This is a genomic window from Pseudotamlana agarivorans (assembly GCF_001642835.1).
Classification (GTDB): Bacteria; Bacteroidota; Bacteroidia; order Flavobacteriales; family Flavobacteriaceae; genus Pseudotamlana; species Pseudotamlana agarivorans.
In genome coordinates this window covers 1-18,379 of record NZ_LXEI01000021.1, presented here as the reverse complement: position 1 = coordinate 18,379, position 18,379 = coordinate 1, and the positions used below count along the sequence as shown (strand labels likewise).

Annotated in this window: 13 protein-coding genes; 6 read left to right on the top strand and 7 right to left on the bottom strand. The window is 35.1% G+C overall.

The window, feature by feature from the left end:
* Positions 1 to 327 precede the first annotated feature (327 nt).
* A complete protein-coding gene (locus tag A6I66_RS15100; RefSeq protein ID WP_067151288.1) occupies positions 328 to 2,097 on the bottom strand; it encodes an ABC transporter ATP-binding protein in 1,770 nt (589 codons plus the stop codon).
* On the bottom strand, positions 2,098 to 2,841 hold the full coding sequence (gene truA / locus A6I66_RS15095) for a tRNA pseudouridine(38-40) synthase TruA (protein WP_067151285.1): 744 nt from the start codon (positions 2,839 to 2,841) through the stop codon (positions 2,098 to 2,100).
* Between the two features lie 87 nt (positions 2,842 to 2,928).
* On the opposite strand from truA, the gene A6I66_RS15090 reads away from it, so the two are divergent.
* Complete coding sequence (locus A6I66_RS15090) at positions 2,929 to 3,432, top strand: metallophosphoesterase family protein (protein WP_067151282.1); 504 nt, start codon at positions 2,929 to 2,931, stop codon at positions 3,430 to 3,432.
* A gap of 415 nt (positions 3,433 to 3,847) precedes the next feature.
* Positions 3,848 to 4,276: an FKBP-type peptidyl-prolyl cis-trans isomerase gene (locus A6I66_RS15085; protein WP_067151279.1), complete on the top strand. Its 429-nt coding sequence runs from the start codon at positions 3,848 to 3,850 to the stop codon at positions 4,274 to 4,276.
* A gap of 249 nt (positions 4,277 to 4,525) precedes the next feature.
* Here the strand turns inward: A6I66_RS15085 and A6I66_RS15080 are convergent, their stop codons facing one another.
* The 5 genes from A6I66_RS15080 to A6I66_RS15060 all read right to left on the bottom strand — a co-directional run bounded on the left by A6I66_RS15080 (position 4,526) and on the right by A6I66_RS15060 (position 11,886).
* Complete coding sequence (locus A6I66_RS15080) at positions 4,526 to 5,416, bottom strand: carbohydrate kinase family protein (RefSeq protein WP_067151276.1); 891 nt, start codon at positions 5,414 to 5,416, stop codon at positions 4,526 to 4,528.
* Positions 5,417 to 5,484: 68 nt separating this feature from the next.
* Complete coding sequence (locus tag A6I66_RS15075; RefSeq protein WP_067151273.1) at positions 5,485 to 6,759, bottom strand: glycosyltransferase; 1,275 nt, start codon at positions 6,757 to 6,759, stop codon at positions 5,485 to 5,487.
* Between the two features lie 11 nt (positions 6,760 to 6,770).
* The gene (locus A6I66_RS15070) at positions 6,771 to 8,858 is read right to left on the bottom strand and encodes an HAD-IIB family hydrolase (RefSeq protein ID WP_067151270.1); all 2,088 of its coding nucleotides are present in this window, start codon (positions 8,856 to 8,858) and stop codon (positions 6,771 to 6,773) included.
* Between the two features lie 233 nt (positions 8,859 to 9,091).
* Complete coding sequence (locus A6I66_RS15065; RefSeq protein ID WP_067151267.1) at positions 9,092 to 10,549, bottom strand: MoxR family ATPase; 1,458 nt, start codon at positions 10,547 to 10,549, stop codon at positions 9,092 to 9,094.
* Between the two features lie 206 nt (positions 10,550 to 10,755).
* Positions 10,756 to 11,886, bottom strand: a complete 1,131-nt coding sequence (locus A6I66_RS15060; RefSeq protein ID WP_067151393.1) for a vWA domain-containing protein — start codon at positions 11,884 to 11,886, stop codon at positions 10,756 to 10,758.
* A 147-nt stretch (positions 11,887 to 12,033) separates the two neighbouring features.
* On the opposite strand from A6I66_RS15060, the gene A6I66_RS15055 reads away from it, so the two are divergent.
* From A6I66_RS15055 to A6I66_RS15040, 4 genes are all read left to right on the top strand, one after another.
* A complete protein-coding gene (locus A6I66_RS15055; RefSeq protein WP_067151264.1) occupies positions 12,034 to 13,098 on the top strand; it encodes a T9SS type A sorting domain-containing protein in 1,065 nt (354 codons plus the stop codon).
* A 199-nt stretch (positions 13,099 to 13,297) separates the two neighbouring features.
* Positions 13,298 to 14,488: a T9SS type A sorting domain-containing protein gene (locus tag A6I66_RS15050; RefSeq protein ID WP_169815743.1), complete on the top strand. Its 1,191-nt coding sequence runs from the start codon at positions 13,298 to 13,300 to the stop codon at positions 14,486 to 14,488.
* Between the two features lie 168 nt (positions 14,489 to 14,656).
* A complete protein-coding gene (locus A6I66_RS15045) occupies positions 14,657 to 15,313 on the top strand; it encodes a porin family protein (RefSeq protein WP_067151259.1) in 657 nt (218 codons plus the stop codon).
* A gap of 49 nt (positions 15,314 to 15,362) precedes the next feature.
* A complete protein-coding gene (locus A6I66_RS15040) occupies positions 15,363 to 18,314 on the top strand; it encodes an ELWxxDGT repeat protein (RefSeq protein WP_067151256.1) in 2,952 nt (983 codons plus the stop codon).
* Positions 18,315 to 18,379 lie beyond the last annotated feature (65 nt).

Below are 18,379 nucleotides of genomic sequence, written 5' to 3'. Positions count from 1 at the left end.
AACAAAAAACCATTGTAAAATATACCAAAAACCCCTAAAAATGAAAAAAGCACTTAAAATCACCTCTACTGTTTCAATCTTATTATTTGGATTTTTATGATTAGCAAGCCAATTCGATTTCTTAACAGCGTATCAATCCCCTGAAATCAGGAACTTATTAGTCCTTGTTTATTTAATTACCAGTTTAAAATATTTTCAAATGTCTGTTAAAGACAAAGATGCTGAAATTCAAGAATTGAAATTAAAATTGGAGGAGAAGTAAAAGCAAGGACATATTTTTTCAACTACAAGTACTTGTCTGCTGAATCCCAAGTCTCATCGACACCTCTAAGCCACATGCTCCTTTAAAAATTGTACTTCATACAAGTTTTTATAGTAGCCATTTTCCTTTTTAAGAAGTTCGTCGTGTGTGCCTTTTTCTACAATTTCGCCAGCGTCCATCACAATAATCTGATCGGCCTTTTGAATGGTTGCTAATCGGTGTGCAATCACAATAGACGTACGCCCTTTGGTAATTTTATCAGTGGCATTTTGAATAAGTTGTTCTGAATAAGAATCTACCGAAGAAGTTGCTTCATCCAGAACCAAAATACTCGGGTTCGTAACGTAAGCTCTTAAAAATGAAATTAATTGCCGTTGTCCGGAAGAAAGCATCACTCCTCTTTCTTTCACATTATATTGGTAGCCGTTTGGCAAGGACATAATAAAATCGTGAATCCCTATATCTTTAGCTGCCTGATAGACTTGCGCTTCGGTAATCTCAGGATGATTTAGTGTGATGTTATTCATGATCGTATCGGCAAACAAAAACACATCTTGTAAAACCACCGCTATTTGGGTACGTAAAGAGGCTAAAGTCACATCTTTAATATCAATGCCGTCTACCGTAATCTTACCTGACTTAATTTCATAAAAACGACTTAGTAAATTTATAATGGTAGATTTCCCTGCTCCGGTAGCACCAACAATGGCTATGGTTTCCCCTGCTTCAACATCAAAGGAAATGCCTTTTAAAACGGTTTCATCCTCAACATAATTAAAGTAAACCTTATCAAAAGAAATGGCTCCTTCAAAATTTTCAGCAATGTAAGTACCATGGTCATCAATTTGAGACGTGGTATCTATCACTTTAAACACTCTATTTGCAGCAACCATTCCCATTTGCAGGGTGTTAAACTTATCTGCAATCTGACGCAAGGGTCTAAAAAGCATCGGGATAAACATGATAAAAGCTACCAGATCACCTTGAGAAACACCGCCTTCATTTAAAACCACATTTAAACCGCCATACCAAGCGACTAAACCAATGGTTATCGAAGCAGACAAATCTGCAATCGGAAAGAAAATGGAGTTATACCAAACGGTTTTAAGCCATCCCTTTTTATGACGCTCATTAATGGCTTTAAAATTATCGTATTCAATATTTTCTCTGGTGAATAATTGAAGAATTTTCATCCCTGTTAAACGCTCCTGAACAAAAGAATTTAGGTTCGACACTTCGGTACGCACCTCTTCGAAAGCTTTTTTCATGTATTTCTGAAAAAGGCGGGTTGCATATAGTAAAAGCGGTAGCATCGCAAAAACAATCAAACTCAATTTTAAATTCAAATAGACCATGACACCAAAAACCACGGCCATGGTAAGGAGGTCGCGAACAATCATAAAAAGCCCTTGACCAAATATATCGGCAATACGTTCCATATCGGTTACAGCTCTTGTAATTAAAACCCCTACCGAAGAATTATCGTAATACTTCATTTTAAAACGCAGCAAGTGATTGAACAACTTAATACGCACATCGACCACCAAATTTTGTCCCAACCAAGTCGCATAATAAATAAAAAGCAACTGAAAAACCGTAGACACCACAAGAATACCAAGCATAATCACGATATAGAACAGAAAGTCCTTTTCCTCTCTAGTGGTGATGCTATTATCTATAGCGTATTTGGTTAAATATGGCGTAGCAGCACTAAAAGCAGCCAATAAAATCACTAAAACAACAAGACTATAAAACACCAATTTATAAGGCTTTATATAATCAAAAAGCCGCTTAAAAAGTGCGAAGTCGAAAATATTTTCTTTTGGTTTACTCATTTATTTCTTTATATCTTCAGGATACTCAATATGTGTTAAAAATAAAGCATGGGCAGGCACAGAGAATCCAGCTTCACTCCTGCTTTTCGATTGGATGATGCTATGCATCTCTTCCACCGCTATTTTCCCTAAACCGATATTCACCATGGTTCCAACAATAGCGCGTACCATATTTCTTAAAAACCTATTCGCTTTAATAACAAAATGAAGTTCATCATCTTTGTAAAACCACTCTGCTTTCATAATCTCACAATTATAGGTTTTCACATCGGTGTTGCTTTTTGAAAAACATTGAAAATCTTCATAGTCGAACAATATCCTTGAAGCGGCATTCATTTTATCTACATCTAGAGGTTTTTTTACAAAATAACTCTGCTCAAATTGAAACACATTTTTTTTGGTCGTAATACGGTATAAATACTGTCTGCTTAGCGCATCAAAACGTGTGTGCGCTTCATCATGAACTCTAAAAATATCATGAATAGCGATATCCAATGGCAAATAAGAATTGAGTTTATAAAGAAACTTTCCTTTTTCGAAAGCCATTTGGGAATCAAAATGCGCAAACATCTGTGAGGCATGTACCCCAGCATCGGTACGTCCGGCGCCCATAATGGAGACTTTCTCTCCCAAAATGGTTGTTAAGGCCTTTTCTATAACCTCTTGCACTGAAATCGCATTGGGCTGATTTTGCCAACCATGATAAGGTTTTCCGTTATAAGAAAGTTCTAAAAAATATCTCAATTTTAATACATTTGTTCAAACAACAAAGATAGGCAGTTTTATGCTTCTTAAGAAGTATGCGTCCTAATTCTACATTAAAAGATTTTCATGACTAAAATCCTACTGCTTTCCGATACCCATGGCTACATTGACGATGATATTTTAAAATATGTAAAACAAGTTGATGAAGTCTGGCATGCGGGTGACATAGGCAGTTTAAAAGTAACCGATGCTATAAAAAAGATTAAGCCTTTACGCGGGGTTTATGGTAATATTGACGATGCCGAAGTACGTGTGGAATTCCCAGAACACAACCGTTTTATGTGTGAAGATGTGGATGTCTGGATCACCCATATTGGAGGCTACCCTCCCAAATACAATAGCCGTGTTATTGATGGTATTAATGAAAATCCGCCACGAATTTTCATCTGCGGGCATTCGCATATTTTAAAAGTGATGCCTGACAAAAAACGTCATTTAATTCATATGAATCCTGGTGCCGTTGGGAAACACGGTTTTCACAAAGTTCGAACCATGTTACGATTTACTATTGATGGAAGAAAAATTGAAAATCTTGAAGTGATTGAATTTCCGGTGCGTCATCCGAGGTAGGTTTATGGTTTTTGGTAAGTTGTACTTCGTCTTGAAACTGGAAATAAAAATCATAAAAAAGATACAGATTGCTCAAATAATCACGAATCGTATTACACAACAAACCATCCTAACAACTAAACTCCAATAGAATACACACAGAAGAAATAGACACTTGGCTATACGTAATTCCATCTTTGAAACTTTGGAGCTTTGAAACTCTAAAACCTTAAGCAATAAGCTGTAAGCTACAGGTAACTCCGTCTTTGGAACTATGCCTTTATGTGACTTTTTTACTTTCTAACTTCTAACTTTATAACTCTGCAACTTTGAAACCTCTCTAAATTAACAGTATTTAACGTATAAAACCATAAGTTTAAATTCATAAATTGTAGTTTTGCCTTTCGATTTATTAAAACAGTAAACATTAATATTTATGAGTCAAGTAAAAGAAAATGATACCGTAAAAGTTCATTACACAGGAAAATTAGGAAATGGTCAAGTTTTTGACAGTTCTTTAGAAAGAGAGCCTCTAGAAATTACTCTAGGTCAAGGGATGCTTATTCCTGGTTTTGAAAAAGGTATGATTGACATGAAAGTAAACGAGAAAAAAACAATTAATATTCCTGTTGCTGAAGCTTATGGTGAGGTGAGACAAGAGTTGTTTTACGATGTTAAAAAAGAGCAATTACCACCAGAAATGGCTCCTGAAGTTGGTATGGGATTAGCCTCTAAGGATCCTGAAGGACGCGAAGTACAATTTAGAGTTGCCGAAGTTCATGATGATTACATCGTTGTTGATGCCAATCACCCATTAGCTGGTCAAGATTTAACTTTCGATTTAGAGCTTGTTGAAATCAAGTAATTAACGATAACGAGTTAAACATATATTTGAAAGCCCAGAACTTAGTTCTGGGCTTTTTACTTTGTGCTATAATGTGATTTAAAAATCTATGTTGTATGGAGCTGGTCGAAATATCTCGATACTTTGAAACTCTATAATGATGATAACGAGAACCTGAAATAAATTCAGGTTGATGCGAGAACAGCTTTTATAATTAGGTTTTCGATAGGCTCAACCTAACAAATACAAGTAACTAAACCAAAACCTCAGCTACCCTTTTGGGTTTATAAACGTTTCAATGTCAAAAGTTGATAATTTAGGATTTGCCCCTTCACGCTGAGCTACTAAGGCGCCAACGGCACTTGCAAAATTAATGGCTATTTGAGGCGTTATTCCGTTTAATAACTGACTTATCAAAGACGCTAAAAAAGAATCGCCGGCCCCAACGGTATCAGCCACCTTTATTTGGTAACCACTATTATAATATAAGTCGTCATCGTAAAGCAACACCGCGCCATGAGATCCCTTTGTGACACAAATATGCTTGGTTTTGGTGTTTTCGGCTATAAAGTGTAAATTTTGCTCTAAACCATTGAATTTAGATCCCATAAAAGCAGCCACTTCAAAAAGCTCATCATCATTAAATTTGATAAAATCGGCTTTATGCATTAAATAAACTAAGAGCTCTTTGTTATAAAAAGGAGGTCTTAAATTAAGATCGAATATTTTATACGTCTCTTCTACTTCAAGTAAATTAAAAAGGGTTTGTTTAGATACGGCATCGCGAGCGGCCAGACTACCAAACACAAAAGCATCAGCATCTTGCACCGCTAATTTAGCCGCTTGTGTCAAACTAATTTTATCCCAGGCACGCGGATGTTCAATCGTGTAACTCGCCGATCCTTTTGCATTCAAAACTACCTGAACCTCTCCTGTTTTATAATCTTCTAGAGCTTGTACATGATTTTTATTGATGTGATGTTCTTCTAAATAATTCAATATCAAAGCACCCAATTCGTCTTGACCAACAGCACTAATCATATTCACATCATGATTAAACGAGGCCAAACGTAAGGCCACATTTAAAGGTGCTCCGCCTATTTTTTTATGCTCAGGAAAAACATCCCAAAGCACCTCTCCAAAACAAACAATATGAGCCATATTATATTTTTTTAGAATTAAATTTCATGAATTATTTTATTTCAAACTAAAACTAACTTATAAAAATCTTAATAAATATTAGACTCCATAGTACGCTGATTTATAGAGTTTTTAAATATCTCTAAAATACGCTTGGCAATACCTGTCCACCCAAAATTACGACGTGCAAATCGTGCACCTTCTACCGACAACTCGTTTCTTAAATTCGGATACAATAACGGCATAGACAACATGGCTCCAAATTCTATAGGGCGGTGCGGATCGGCAAAAAGGGCTTGGTTACCAAAATCGATTAAATCATATAAACCACCGTGAACTGTTACAACACTTGGCGTTCCGCAGGCCATAGCTTCAATAGCCACCATACCAAAAGGCTCGTATCGTGAAGGCATAGCAAAAATATTTGCCGAACGATATACATTCGCTAAATCTTCATCGGCGATATAGTTTTTCCATTTAATTTTATCGGCAACCCCTAGCTCATTTGCTAATTTTTGAAGTTTTTCAACACCTAGCTTATCCTGCTCCGAATCACCACCAACGGCAGCTACCAATCGGGCTTCCGGACAGAGTTCAAAAACAGTTGGCAAGGCCTGAATAAGTAAATCGTACCCTTTATTGTGTGCCATTCTTCCTAGGGCTAAAATATCCGTGGGATGGATATCATATTTTAATCGAATTTTATCATTTTCCTTGGTAGGCACCGGGTAAAAACGATTTTCATCTATACCAGGAGGAATCATACCACAATTTCGAGGTAACACATCGTATTGCTGTGTTAGTAAATCTACCTGAGGTAAGGTAGTTGCAATCACATAATTACACATTTGATATACAAAATATTCCTTACGAATACGCTCTTTGAAACGGTAGGTTTTCTCCATCTCCTTTTCATCCATATCACTACCCATAGTGTGTTGTTTCCACCACCCTAATGAGTGTGGTGTGTGCACGTGTGAAATACCTAGTTCTTCAGCAATTTTTTGTCCTGCCCATCCAGCATCCCAATAATGTGAGTATACAATATCATACTTTTTACGTTCCTTTTGTATCGCCGCCAAAGTATTGGTAACAAACTTTTTGAGGTGATCGTGCATATCTTCCTTTCTAATGAATTTTTTTCCACCGAAAGGGATACGCCAAACGCTAAAATTATCATCTACATGGTCGTATTCTGGTTGGTCTTCAAATTGACGGGTAACTAAATCCACGGTCCTTCCTAGTCTACTAAAACGATCAGCGAGTTCTAAAACATAAACTACTTGTCCGCCTGTATCTGGTTTTCCTAATTCTGGGTTTGCTGCTACATAACCGTGCAGCGAGATCATTAATATTGACTTCATCGTATTTATATTTAGTTATTTGATATTATTTTTAAATCATGGCAAGCAGAAATGTACTGCGCTGCCGACCAAGCTTGATAGGCTTTCCCCATAGGTTGCCCTGTGGTACCGTGTGCCCATTCGGTAAATTCCCATTCGTTATTAATGCCTTCTTTATTGATTAAAGCGAGTTTGTGCAATTCGGAAATTGCAACTTCACGCTGACCGAGTTTATTAACAAACTTCACCCAAAATCCGCCTACAAAAGGCCAAATACCACCATTGTGATAATGGTTAGGTAAATTCAATAAATTAACAGTGTAGTAAGGACGCCAATCCGGATCGCCTGGCATCACAACGGGATACACATTAGCCACAGGAAAAGGATCGTTTACCCCTACTCCTAGCATAAAACGGAAGGTTTGATGGGCTTTTTCAGCATCGACGGTACCGTGTAAAAAGGCTAAAATATTTCCGAGCGTATCACAGCGCCAGCTAAAATCGAACGGCGTTGTTTGTGCAATAAGATAAGAGGTATCTCCAAGGGTAAATTGCTTTTCGGCAAAAGACACCGAATTAAACATTTGCTGTTTTGTTGAAGGCCAGAAATTTTGAACGATTTCCTTTTTTATGACCTGCGACCAGCGGATGTACTCCCCTGCTTGTTCGGAATCACCTAACATTTCTAACATACGACCAAAACAAACATTGGCACGATACCACAGAATTTCATCGTAAAGGATGTTATAACTTCTACCAAAAAGATCGGTCCAGTCGCCAGCTTCAGGAATTTCTAGAAGCGCATCATTATTACTATCATGCGCGCCCAACCAAATCATGGTTCTTTTAATATCTTCAATATGCGTTCTAAGAAATTCGATATCCTTAGTCACATTTACGTATTCATAAAACGCAATAATCACCCAAATACCAGAATCGATAGAGCAAATGCCGCCTACGCCTGAGTAATCCGGCACATTATCTTTGATACGTACATTGGAAGGAATTTGTCCATTTCTAGAAATATGTTCAAATAAAGTTAGAAGGGTTTGTCTCTGACAATTATGGATCTCTTCATCGTGTATTAAAGGCAGCGAACCAATCACGGTTATAGCCCCATCACGAGCCCAAACACTATAATAATTCTCGTCGGTACCATGGGCAACATTATCAACAATCGAGCAAGCAGAAAAACCTAAAGGTGTGATGTTTTTCTTTAAGGCTTCAACAGCTTTATCATAGCCTTCTTTGATTAGGGCTATCTTCTCATTTTCATCTTCCGCAGCGATTTGATTTAACTCCTGTTGAATAAAAAAATCATCGGAATGATCAATATTCATATCGGCATTTGCTTTCTCTGGCAGGACTCCATAAAAGATCAATCCTTCAATAATACCATCGCCTTGTTCCTTTTCGGAATGATACACTTTACGATGTTTGGTATACGTGTATAACTCTTCATGAGCATTAGCAACCACAATTCCTTTAATATCTTTTAAGTCGAACATGGCGGAATCGTTACCACTATCACCAGCAACAATAACGTCGCACGGGTCAATGCTTAAATTTCGTAATAACCATTGCAAGGCATTGCCTTTATTGGCCCATTTTGGTAGAATATCTAAATATCTTTCACCAGAATATACCACATTAATATCCATATTCGCATTTACAAAATCCTGCTCAATACTTTCTATAAGCGCTGGGGTGGCATCGTGAAAGAAGTAACTTCGTTTATAGGCATGTTGAAATTTAGAAGGCTGATCGCTAATGGGCTGTGTGATCCCTTTTATGACTTTTTCTACAGCATCTAAGTTCCAGCCATCATCTAGAATATCATTAAATTCTTTAACGACACTTTTTGTATTATAGTTGTAAATGTGTGTTCCAACGCCAGAAATGATATAATCGGGTTCTGGTAAAACCTTAGTTTTAATAAGATTTAAAACATCGTCGATAAGGCGACCGGTATTGTAGGTAAGTAAAACCTCGTTAGAGGGCTTGTGTTTTTTCCAAATTTTACGAAAGTTACTTTTGTAGGTATGAAAATCTATTAACGTATTGTCAATATCAAAAGACAAGAGCTTAATGGGGCTCTTTTCAACAGGGTTTGTATCCATATTTTAAAAAGACGGTTTTTGTGAATTTTCGATTGAATTTTACTAAAAACAAGCAAAAAAACATGGTTATTGGCTTAATTTACGCAAAAAAAGCCACTAAACCGTCCTTTATCGAATTGGATATGAACTGTCCATTTTATTTTTACTGAAATAAAAATATTACATACCTCAAAATAAATATTTAAAAATATATGCTATTTATTCCATGAATATGAAAATAGCCCAGAAAAACCTTAGATTCCACTTATAAAACTGCCATAAGGATCCTTAAATTGAATCCCTTCCGTAAAGCGGTGTTTACTTAGTTCTTTAAATTCTACAAGCGCCCACAGTACAAACTCCTTTACAAAATAACTGTCTTCTTGTGCTAAATTAGGTTGATGCTTTGCTAGCAGATCGTCTAAAGGTGTGATAGCGCCCAGTAATCGTTGATATTCTTTATCCTTAGCATCGTCTAACAGCTCAAAACCTTCCTTTTGGTTGAAAAACCAAGAGACAATATCATCATAATCGCTTTCATCATCTTGCTTTTTAAGTTTTTCAATTTTAGGAAAATACTCGACAAACAAACTTTTAACGGCCTCTCCTATTAAATTATAAGCTACAAGTGCTGCACCTTCCTGTTCCCCTTCGTAAACCAACTCCACTTTCCCTGTAATAGACGGGATGATACCAACAAAATCGGATAAGCGTACCATGGTTTGGTCGTCGCCAGCTAATAAGGCTCGACGCTCGGCCGTACTCAGTAAATTTTCTAAAGCGGTAATACTTAAACGGGCACTTACCCCACTTTTAGCATCGATATAATCGTTCTCACGGGCTTCAAATACGATTTGTTCTAATAAATCTCTTGCCAAATCAGGTACTAAAACCATAGATTTCTGAGCTTCTACGAGCTTGGCTTCCTGCTCTGTAATTTGCCTAGCCGTTTCGATATTTACTGGATAATGGGTTAAAATTTGCGATCCTATTCGATCTTTTAACGGGGTTACAATACTACCTCTATTGGTGTAATCTTCTGGATTTGCTGTAAACAAAAACTGAATATCTAAGGGTAATCGTAATTTAAAACCTCGAATTTGAATATCGCCCTCTTGCAAAATATTAAAAAGTGCTACTTGGATACGCGCTTGTAAATCGGGCAATTCGTTAATTACAAAAATACAGCGATTGGCTCTAGGAATCATCCCGTAGTGAATCACGCGATCGTCGGCGTAGCTTAACTTTAAATTCGCCGCTTTAATAGGATCGACGTCACCAATAATATCGGCTACCGTAACATCTGGTGTTGCTAGTTTTTCAGCAAATCGTTCGCTTCGATGTAACCAAGCGATTGGCGTATCGTCTCCTTTTTCTTTAATAAGTTCCACAGCAAATCTCGAAATAGGTTGCAACGGATCGTCGTTAATCTCAGAACCTTCAACGTATGGTATATACTCGTCCAATAAATTTAGCATCAAACGCGCCAATCGTGTTTTTGCTTGTCCTCGTAAACCCAACAAATTAATATTGTGACGTGATAAGATAGCACGTTCCAACTCTGGAATTACAGTATGCTCATAACCATGAACTCCTTCAAATGTGGTTTCTTTATTTTTTATTTTCTGAATTAAATTCGTTCTTAATTCGTCTTTTATAGATTTACTTTGATATCCAGAAGCTTTAAGCTCCCCTAGTGTTTTTATATTCATACTAAAATTGAAATTGACTATTTATTATTGATTACTGGTTGTTGATTTTTGGTAACTGGTAGTTGACATATCATCTAAAGCTAGAGTTTCAGAAATGTAAAGTATCAAAGAAACAAAGTATCAGAGTTTCAAAGCTGAATAACACACCGCATAAAGTTTGTTGTCAACTTTTCATTATTAACTTTTAATTTTTCATTGTTAATTTTTCAACTCCCCCTAATCCTTTTCTTCCTATTGGTTTCGTAATCTTCAAAAATCATTTCTCCCAAGCCTTTAATACCCGTGTAAAACGCTTTGCCTTGATTCGCATAAGTAAACTCACGAACAAATTGCATTAAATAGGCATCTTTAGCAATCATGAAAGTCGTTATAGGAATATGCAAACGTCTGGCTTGTTGTGCCATGGCATAGCATTTATTAACGATATGCGCATCTAATCCCATACTGTTTTTATAATATTCTCCATCGGGAAGTCTTAAGCAACTGGGTTTCCCATCGGTTATCATAAAAATTTGCTTGTTGGTGTTTCGCTTTCTGCGGAGTAAATCCATAGCCAATTGCAGTCCTGCAACAGTGTTGGTATGGTACGGTCCAACTTTCAGATACGGCAAGTCTTTTATTTCAATTTGCCATGCATCGTTTCCAAAAACCAAAATATCGAGCGTGTCTTTCGGGTAGCGTGTGGTAATTAATTCTGCTAAAGCCATGGCTACTCTTTTTGCTGGGGTAATACGATCTTCACCATACAAAATCATACTGTGGCTTATATCAATCATAAGCACGGTACTCATTTGTGACTTATGCATGGTTTCTTCAACTACTAAATCGTCTTCCGACAGGGTAAAATCACCTATGCCATGACTTATCTGAGCATTTTTCAAACTTTCAGTCATAGACACCTTATCTAGAGCATCTCCAAATTGATAGTTTCTAAAATCGCCCGTATGTTCATCGCCAGCGCCCGAACTTTTACTTTTATGATTTCCTTGTCCGCTACGCTTTATTTTTCCGAAAATATGATTTAACGCTTGCTGCCTAATGGCACGTTCGGTTTTAGCTGTAATGGCTGTACCGCCTTTACCATCGGATTTAATTTCCTCACGGATATAGCCTTTCTTTTTAAGGTCTTCAATAAAATCATCTATGGTATAATCGGGTGTTGTTAGTTTGTATTCGACATCTAACTCCCTCAACCAATCAATGGCTTCGTCAAAATCACCAGAAGTATGTGTAATAAGCTCCTTGAAAATTTCAAAGAGTTTATCAAAAGGTGACTGATAAGGTGCTTCATAACTTTTAAATATGAAACCCTTTTTTAGTGTCTTTTTATCTTTCATAGCCCTATAAAAATAACACATTTTATACAGAAACAAGAAATAGGTAAAATTATGATTAAAATTAACTGAAGATTAATAAGAAAATACGTCGAATAAAATATTTTAAACTATTTTTAGCCGCCCATAAACCAACCAAATAAAGACACCATGAAACTACTTATTTCTTTAAGCTTAGTTATGCTTCCCCTTTTTGGCCAAGCACAAGTCGTACTGGATGCCGATGGCCCAGGAGACACCTACGCCCTTATAACATCGGTTTTAGCTCCTGGCTACAATCCTATAGAAACTCCAGATTGCAGTCATACTAGCTTTGGCGATCATATAGATGAAGTTTTTGATAACACTTTAAACAGCTACGTGTTTCGCTTTCATATTCATGCTAATGAAGACAATGACCGTTGTATCAATTACGACAGACAACGCAATGAAATTAAAACTTACGACCAATCGCCTGATAATTTATTAGGTATTGAAGGCGAAACCGTAATCTATAAATGGAAATTTAAACTTGAACAAGGCTTTCAATCTTCATCGAGTTTCACTCATATTCATCAATTAAAATCTGTTGGTGGTTCGTTGGAGAGTATGCCTATGTATACCTTAACCACACGCAAAGGCAATCCAGATCAACTGGAGTTACGCTATGCCGAAACAAACTCGCAAACTACGGTAAAGAAAACAGCTTTATCTCCTCTTGTTGGCACTTGGTTAGAGGTTACAGAAACCATTGAATACGGTACGGCGGGAACTTATGATATTATTATTAAAAAAGTTAGTGATAACAGCACTCTATTTTCATACACCAATAACAATATTAATAACTGGAGACCTGGAGCCTCTTTTGTACGTCCGAAATGGGGTATTTATAGAAGTTTAAATAGCGTAGCGGATCTTAGAGATGAAACGCTTTTGTATGCTAATTTTAGTATTGAAGAAACCTCAACCCTATCCAACACCGATATCGCATCTGAAAATGGGTTTATAATATATCCGAATCCGGTGAATGACACCCTATTTTTAAAACAAATCTCACCAAAAGCCCAAACGCTACAGATTTTCACTATGGATGGAAAAAAAGTATTGGAGCAATCTTTGAACACGGCTTCAGAGATAAAGCTTGATGTTTCTTCACTTTCAAACGGAAATTACATTCTAAAAATTCAAGGTGAGAACTGGAATCAATCTAAGCTTATTACTATTTCTACTAAATAAAATCTTATTTAAACCTATTAGTGTTTAGGCGCATATGCTTTGCGCTTGAATATTCGAAAAGCATAAAATCAACATGAAAAAAAAGACTTTTTTTAAAATTATTCTATCAATCTTATTATTTAACCAACTATACGCTCAAACTTCCGTTAGTGGAGGAATCTTTACAGATACTACTTGGTCTATAGACAAAAGTCCATACTTGGTAACAGATAACGTAGTACTTTTTGACAACATCAAATTAACTATTGAGCCTGGTGTTTTAGTTGAATTTAATGACTCAAAAGAACTAGAAATAAGAGGTGGAAACTTGCAAGCTATTGGTACAAATAAGGATAAAATAATATTTAAATCTTCATCACAGAATCCGACTATTGGAATATGGAAAGGTTTAAGATTTGTTAATCGTACGAGCTTAGATAACTCTAAACTTGAATTTATAGAAATTTCACATGCCAAGATAGCTGTAGATACTAAAGAAACAATTGTTTATGGCTCCGATCCGGTTTGGAGCATAAGCAACTCAAAATTTTATAAAAACAATATAGCTATTGATGTAGACTCTTCGGAGGAAAACAATTTTTATAACTGTATTTTCGAAAATAATGACACAGCAATTAATTCACTTAATTATTCTGAAGTGTTAAACTGTAGTTTTGAGAATAACACTATTGGAATTGGGTATGCTTTTGACACATATATTAATAACAATATTTTTAGAGGCAATACAGGGACTGCTCTATTTAGCTTCAGTGCGAATATTGATGGAAATTTATTCGAAAATAACAACATTGCCCTTGACATTAAATTATTCACATCTAGTATCGTTAAGAATAATATTGTAATCAATAACAATATAGGATTTATAGTAAAAGGAGAAAGTGGTAGTCCCGTAAATAGCTTTTTCAACAATTGCATTTACAATAATACGCAGTACAATATCAAACATGAAAACCAAATTGGACTGAATTTGACTAATAATTATTGGCATACAACTGTTTCAAGCGAAATTGAGGATGGTATTTATCATGCGATAGACGACTCTTCACTGGGGTTAATTGACTTTAGCTCCTTCCAAACCACTTGTGAAGCTTCAAACACATTAAGTACAGAAAACCAATTAATTAAAGACACAGACTTTTCTGTTTCAGTTTTCCCTAATCCGGCAGATAAAATTGCTACCATAGGGCTTTATAGTAAAGAGCAAGATAATTATATGATAAATCTATTTGATTCTATAGGTAACCTCATTCAAGTTATTTCTAATCAATATTATTCTAGTGGACAACATAATATTATTATCGAAACAGAAAATCTGAATTCTGGAGTATACCTCTTGAGGCTGAGAAATAATTCAAAATCTATTACTAAAAAGATAATAATTACTCATTAAAACGCTTTAACGAACATATATTGATTAAACAAATTTCAATTTTAAATTGGTTATATGAAACTGCTATTTCTCGAGGATTTTCAATTTTGCACATAATAACTAAATGAACTACAACACCTCGCAACTAGTTATAGCCGATAAAATTGTGCCCAATAAACAAACAATACAATGAACAAACACCTCTTCTTAGTAACATGTCTTCTTTTAGTCTTCAGCTATAATGCAAAAGCGCAAAACACCGAAATAACCATCGGGTTTAAAGCCGGAGCTAATTATTCGTCTTACACACCCAGATATATATTTCCTTATATTAAAGATATTCATTACGCCAGGAAAGTTGGTTTTTATGTTGGTGGACTTGTGAATTTTGAAATATCTAATGATTTTAGGGTGCAACCTGAACTAATTTTTGCCTTGCAAGGCGCCAAATTTGCTAATAAAAATCTTGAATTTGTGGAGTCTGAATACTCGCCTCCAACATATGGTGACTTTGAATTAAATATTAATGAATCTACAATTATCCTCCCTATTGTTGCGCAATACCTTATTAATAACAAGTTTTATCTTGAAGGTGGTCCGCAATTTGGGTACATCGTAAACAGAAAGGAACATATTACCAAAAACCCAATTCCGGATGATTCTGAAACACCAATAGAATCTGCCGATTTTGATTATGACAAATTTGATTTCGGATTGACCTTTGGAGTTGGTTATAATTTTTCAGAAAAAATTAGTGTAAACACAAGATACTTTTTCGGATTAATTGAACGAAACTATAACATTAAATCATCTGTTATTAGTTTGGGATTAGAGTACAAAATATAATTAAACAAGCTGAAAACATCTCAACAAATTAAAATACAACAAACTAAATATGAAATACAGCATTACTCTTTTAGTTCTATTTTTCGCAATAAAACTTATTACAGCCCAGACGACTATAGATGCTACACTAATAGAATTAAATTTTCATGATGATAGTGACCCTCAAAACTTAGTTGCTTTTAAAAATGGTTTTTATTTTACTGCTACTAATGGCTCTTTTCAAAACTTTGGAAGAGAATTATGGTATTCAAATGGAACTCCTGAGGGCACTATGATGTTTAAAGATATAAATAAAGGACAATACTCATCCAACCCGAAGTCTTTAATCGTTATTGGTAGTACTCTTTATTTCTCCGCAGACGATGGAGTTCATGGTTCAGAATTATGGAAAAGTGACGGAACTAAAGGAGGAACTGTGATGGTAAAAGATATTCGTTCAGACAACAGTTCTTACAACGGTCTCACTAATTTAATAAATTATAATGGCACATTAATTTTTACTGCTACTAATGATGTTGACGGCGACGAATTATGGAAAAGCGACGGAACTGAAGCTGGAACAGTAATGATAAAAGACATTAACCCAAACGGTAATGGAAGTCCAAATGATTTATTCATTTTTAATAATAACATTTATTTCACGGCAAATGATGGAACAAATGGAATTGAACTATGGAAAAGCGATGGAACTGAAGCTGGAACAACGATAGTAAAGAACATTAATAAAAATTATTCTGGATTAGATAATGGAAATCAGTTTTTAACTTTAAAAGGTTTCTTTTACTTCTTTGCAAACAATGGTATTAATGGATATGAATTATGGAAAAGTGATGGTACTGAGGCTGGAACAACGATGGTAAAAGATATAACAGTAGGTTATGGATCAAGCGCATATTCACTAAAAGGCAGCACAACTAACAATTATATAATTTTTGAAGCAAACGACTTAACAAATGGGACAGAAATATGGAAAAGTGACGGAACTGAAAGTGGCACTACTTTAATCAAAAATATTAATAATTCTATTTATCCTAGTTTATCGTACAGCAACAACACATTTATAACATTTAACAATGAAGTCTACTTTTTAGCAAATGATGATATTCATGGAACAGAAATATGGAAAACAGATGGAACTGAAGCTGGAACGGTTTTATTCAAAGATATTAATATCGGACCGTTATCTTCACAGGTTAATAAATTTTATTTAGATAAGGTAAATAACAAACTCCTATTTTTCATAAACAGCGATAATTCGCCGTATAAAAAATTATGGGTTAGCGACGGTTCACCAAGTGGCACATTTCAATTATCAAACGTTGAAGACAGCAATAATTCTGATTTAGAACCAAACTTTATTACGTACAATAATTCTACGATAGTTACAGGTAAAAATGAACTTAACGGCAACGAATTATGGATAACAGACAGCACAATTGAAGGCACTTCCCTTTTTGCTGATTTGAATTATTCGTATAGCAGTAATCCATCTAGATTTTCAAATTTAAATGGCTCTTTAGTTTTTAGAGCTCGTGGTAATAAAAATGGTAATGAATTATATAGAAGTGATGGTACAATTAATAGCACGAAATTAATAAATAACATTATTCCAGGCTATAATTTTATGGATGACAGAACATTCATTAGAGAAATAAACGGTGTCTTATATTTTAGTGCAAATGATAGTACCCATGGCTTCGAACTTTGGAGAAGTGATGGATCAGAAAGCGGAACTTATATGGTTAAAGATATAAGAACTGGTAAAGGAAGTAGTATGCGGAACTTTAACTACACTCAGAAGTTTACTGTAATCAATGATATACTATACTTTTCTGCCGATGACGGCGTGCACGGCTTTGAGTTATGGAGAAGTGATGGAACAGAGACAGGTACATACTTATTACATGATTTATATGTTGGAGATTACAACAGTGATGGCAATCCAGATAATTTTACACTTATGGATGGTTACATTTACTATAGTGGTTTCGGAACTGGAAATGAAAGAGGGGTATGGAAAACTGATGGAACACGAGAAGGTATTATTGAAATCCCCTTTTTACGCGATGCCGGGATTTTTTCTGGAATCAACAACAAATTACTTATTTATTATAATGAAGATTTATATGCTACAGATGGTACACAAGAAAACACCATTTTTCTATACGATTTAATTAACGGAATTGACCTAAGCACTAAATCAAACTCAAATAACGAAGTGTACTTTGTGACAGATAACAAAAATAAACTCGTTAAAACTGATGGAACTTTAGAAGGCACTACGCTGTTATTTGATTCTAGCACTCATGAAACCATGAGGTATGGAGACATTGTTAATGGTTTGATTTGCGGAAACCATTTTTATTTTCTTTTAAATGACTCCTCTAGTTCCCAACAGGAATTATGGAGAACCGATGGCTCCAACACAGAAAAAATTACTGGATCAGATACCACAGATTTTTTGTCTATAAGAAATCTTACATGTTACAATGATAATCTCCTTTATTTAGCCGAATTAATACCGCAGAAAATCTGGATAACTAATGATCAACTAAATACACCATTGCAGTTAGATATAAATATTCTAAATGGACCAAATTTTGAAAATGAAAATGCAATAGAGGAAATGGCTGCTACTGATAACCACTTATATTTTAGTGCTAAAAATAATATTAGCGGTACAGAGCTTTATGTTACAGAAATTGATGCCTTAACTTTAAGTAACAATAACTACGAGACTATTAAAAACAACAATTTTAATACCGTTAGAATTTATCCAAATCCATCAGAAAATGTTATAACCATCGAATCAATGACAAACTCTAATATAGAAAAATTTGAAATTTGGGATTTGTCTGGAAAAATGCTTCATCAAGAGTCTGACAAGAAATTATCTAACATAGTTTATGACACGAGTAAGTTAAGCGATGGAATTTATTTCGTGAAAGTATTTTTATCAGACAACACTATAAACACATTAAAATTAATTGTAAATCTTTAACAATGTTTAAAATTAATGAATAAACTAATAACAGATTTAGAAATATGAATATCCTTTGTAGTGTA

Coding starts and splice junctions, on each gene's coding strand:
- A6I66_RS15060 (WP_067151393.1), bottom strand. CDS start 11,886: ATGAAAGATAAAAAGACACTAAAAAAGGGTTTCATATTTAAAAGTTAT.
- A6I66_RS15075 (WP_067151273.1), bottom strand. CDS start 6,759: ATGAAGTCAATATTAATGATCTCGCTGCACGGTTATGTAGCAGCAAAC.
- A6I66_RS15085 (WP_067151279.1), top strand. CDS start 3,848: ATGAGTCAAGTAAAAGAAAATGATACCGTAAAAGTTCATTACACAGGA.
- A6I66_RS15090 (WP_067151282.1), top strand. CDS start 2,929: ATGACTAAAATCCTACTGCTTTCCGATACCCATGGCTACATTGACGAT.
- A6I66_RS15065 (WP_067151267.1), bottom strand. CDS start 10,549: ATGAATATAAAAACACTAGGGGAGCTTAAAGCTTCTGGATATCAAAGT.
- A6I66_RS15080 (WP_067151276.1), bottom strand. CDS start 5,416: ATGGCTCATATTGTTTGTTTTGGAGAGGTGCTTTGGGATGTTTTTCCT.
- A6I66_RS15045 (WP_067151259.1), top strand. CDS start 14,657: ATGAACAAACACCTCTTCTTAGTAACATGTCTTCTTTTAGTCTTCAGC.
- A6I66_RS15070 (WP_067151270.1), bottom strand. CDS start 8,858: ATGGATACAAACCCTGTTGAAAAGAGCCCCATTAAGCTCTTGTCTTTT.
- A6I66_RS15100 (WP_067151288.1), bottom strand. CDS start 2,097: ATGAGTAAACCAAAAGAAAATATTTTCGACTTCGCACTTTTTAAGCGG.
- A6I66_RS15055 (WP_067151264.1), top strand. CDS start 12,034: ATGAAACTACTTATTTCTTTAAGCTTAGTTATGCTTCCCCTTTTTGGC.
- A6I66_RS15040 (WP_067151256.1), top strand. CDS start 15,363: ATGAAATACAGCATTACTCTTTTAGTTCTATTTTTCGCAATAAAACTT.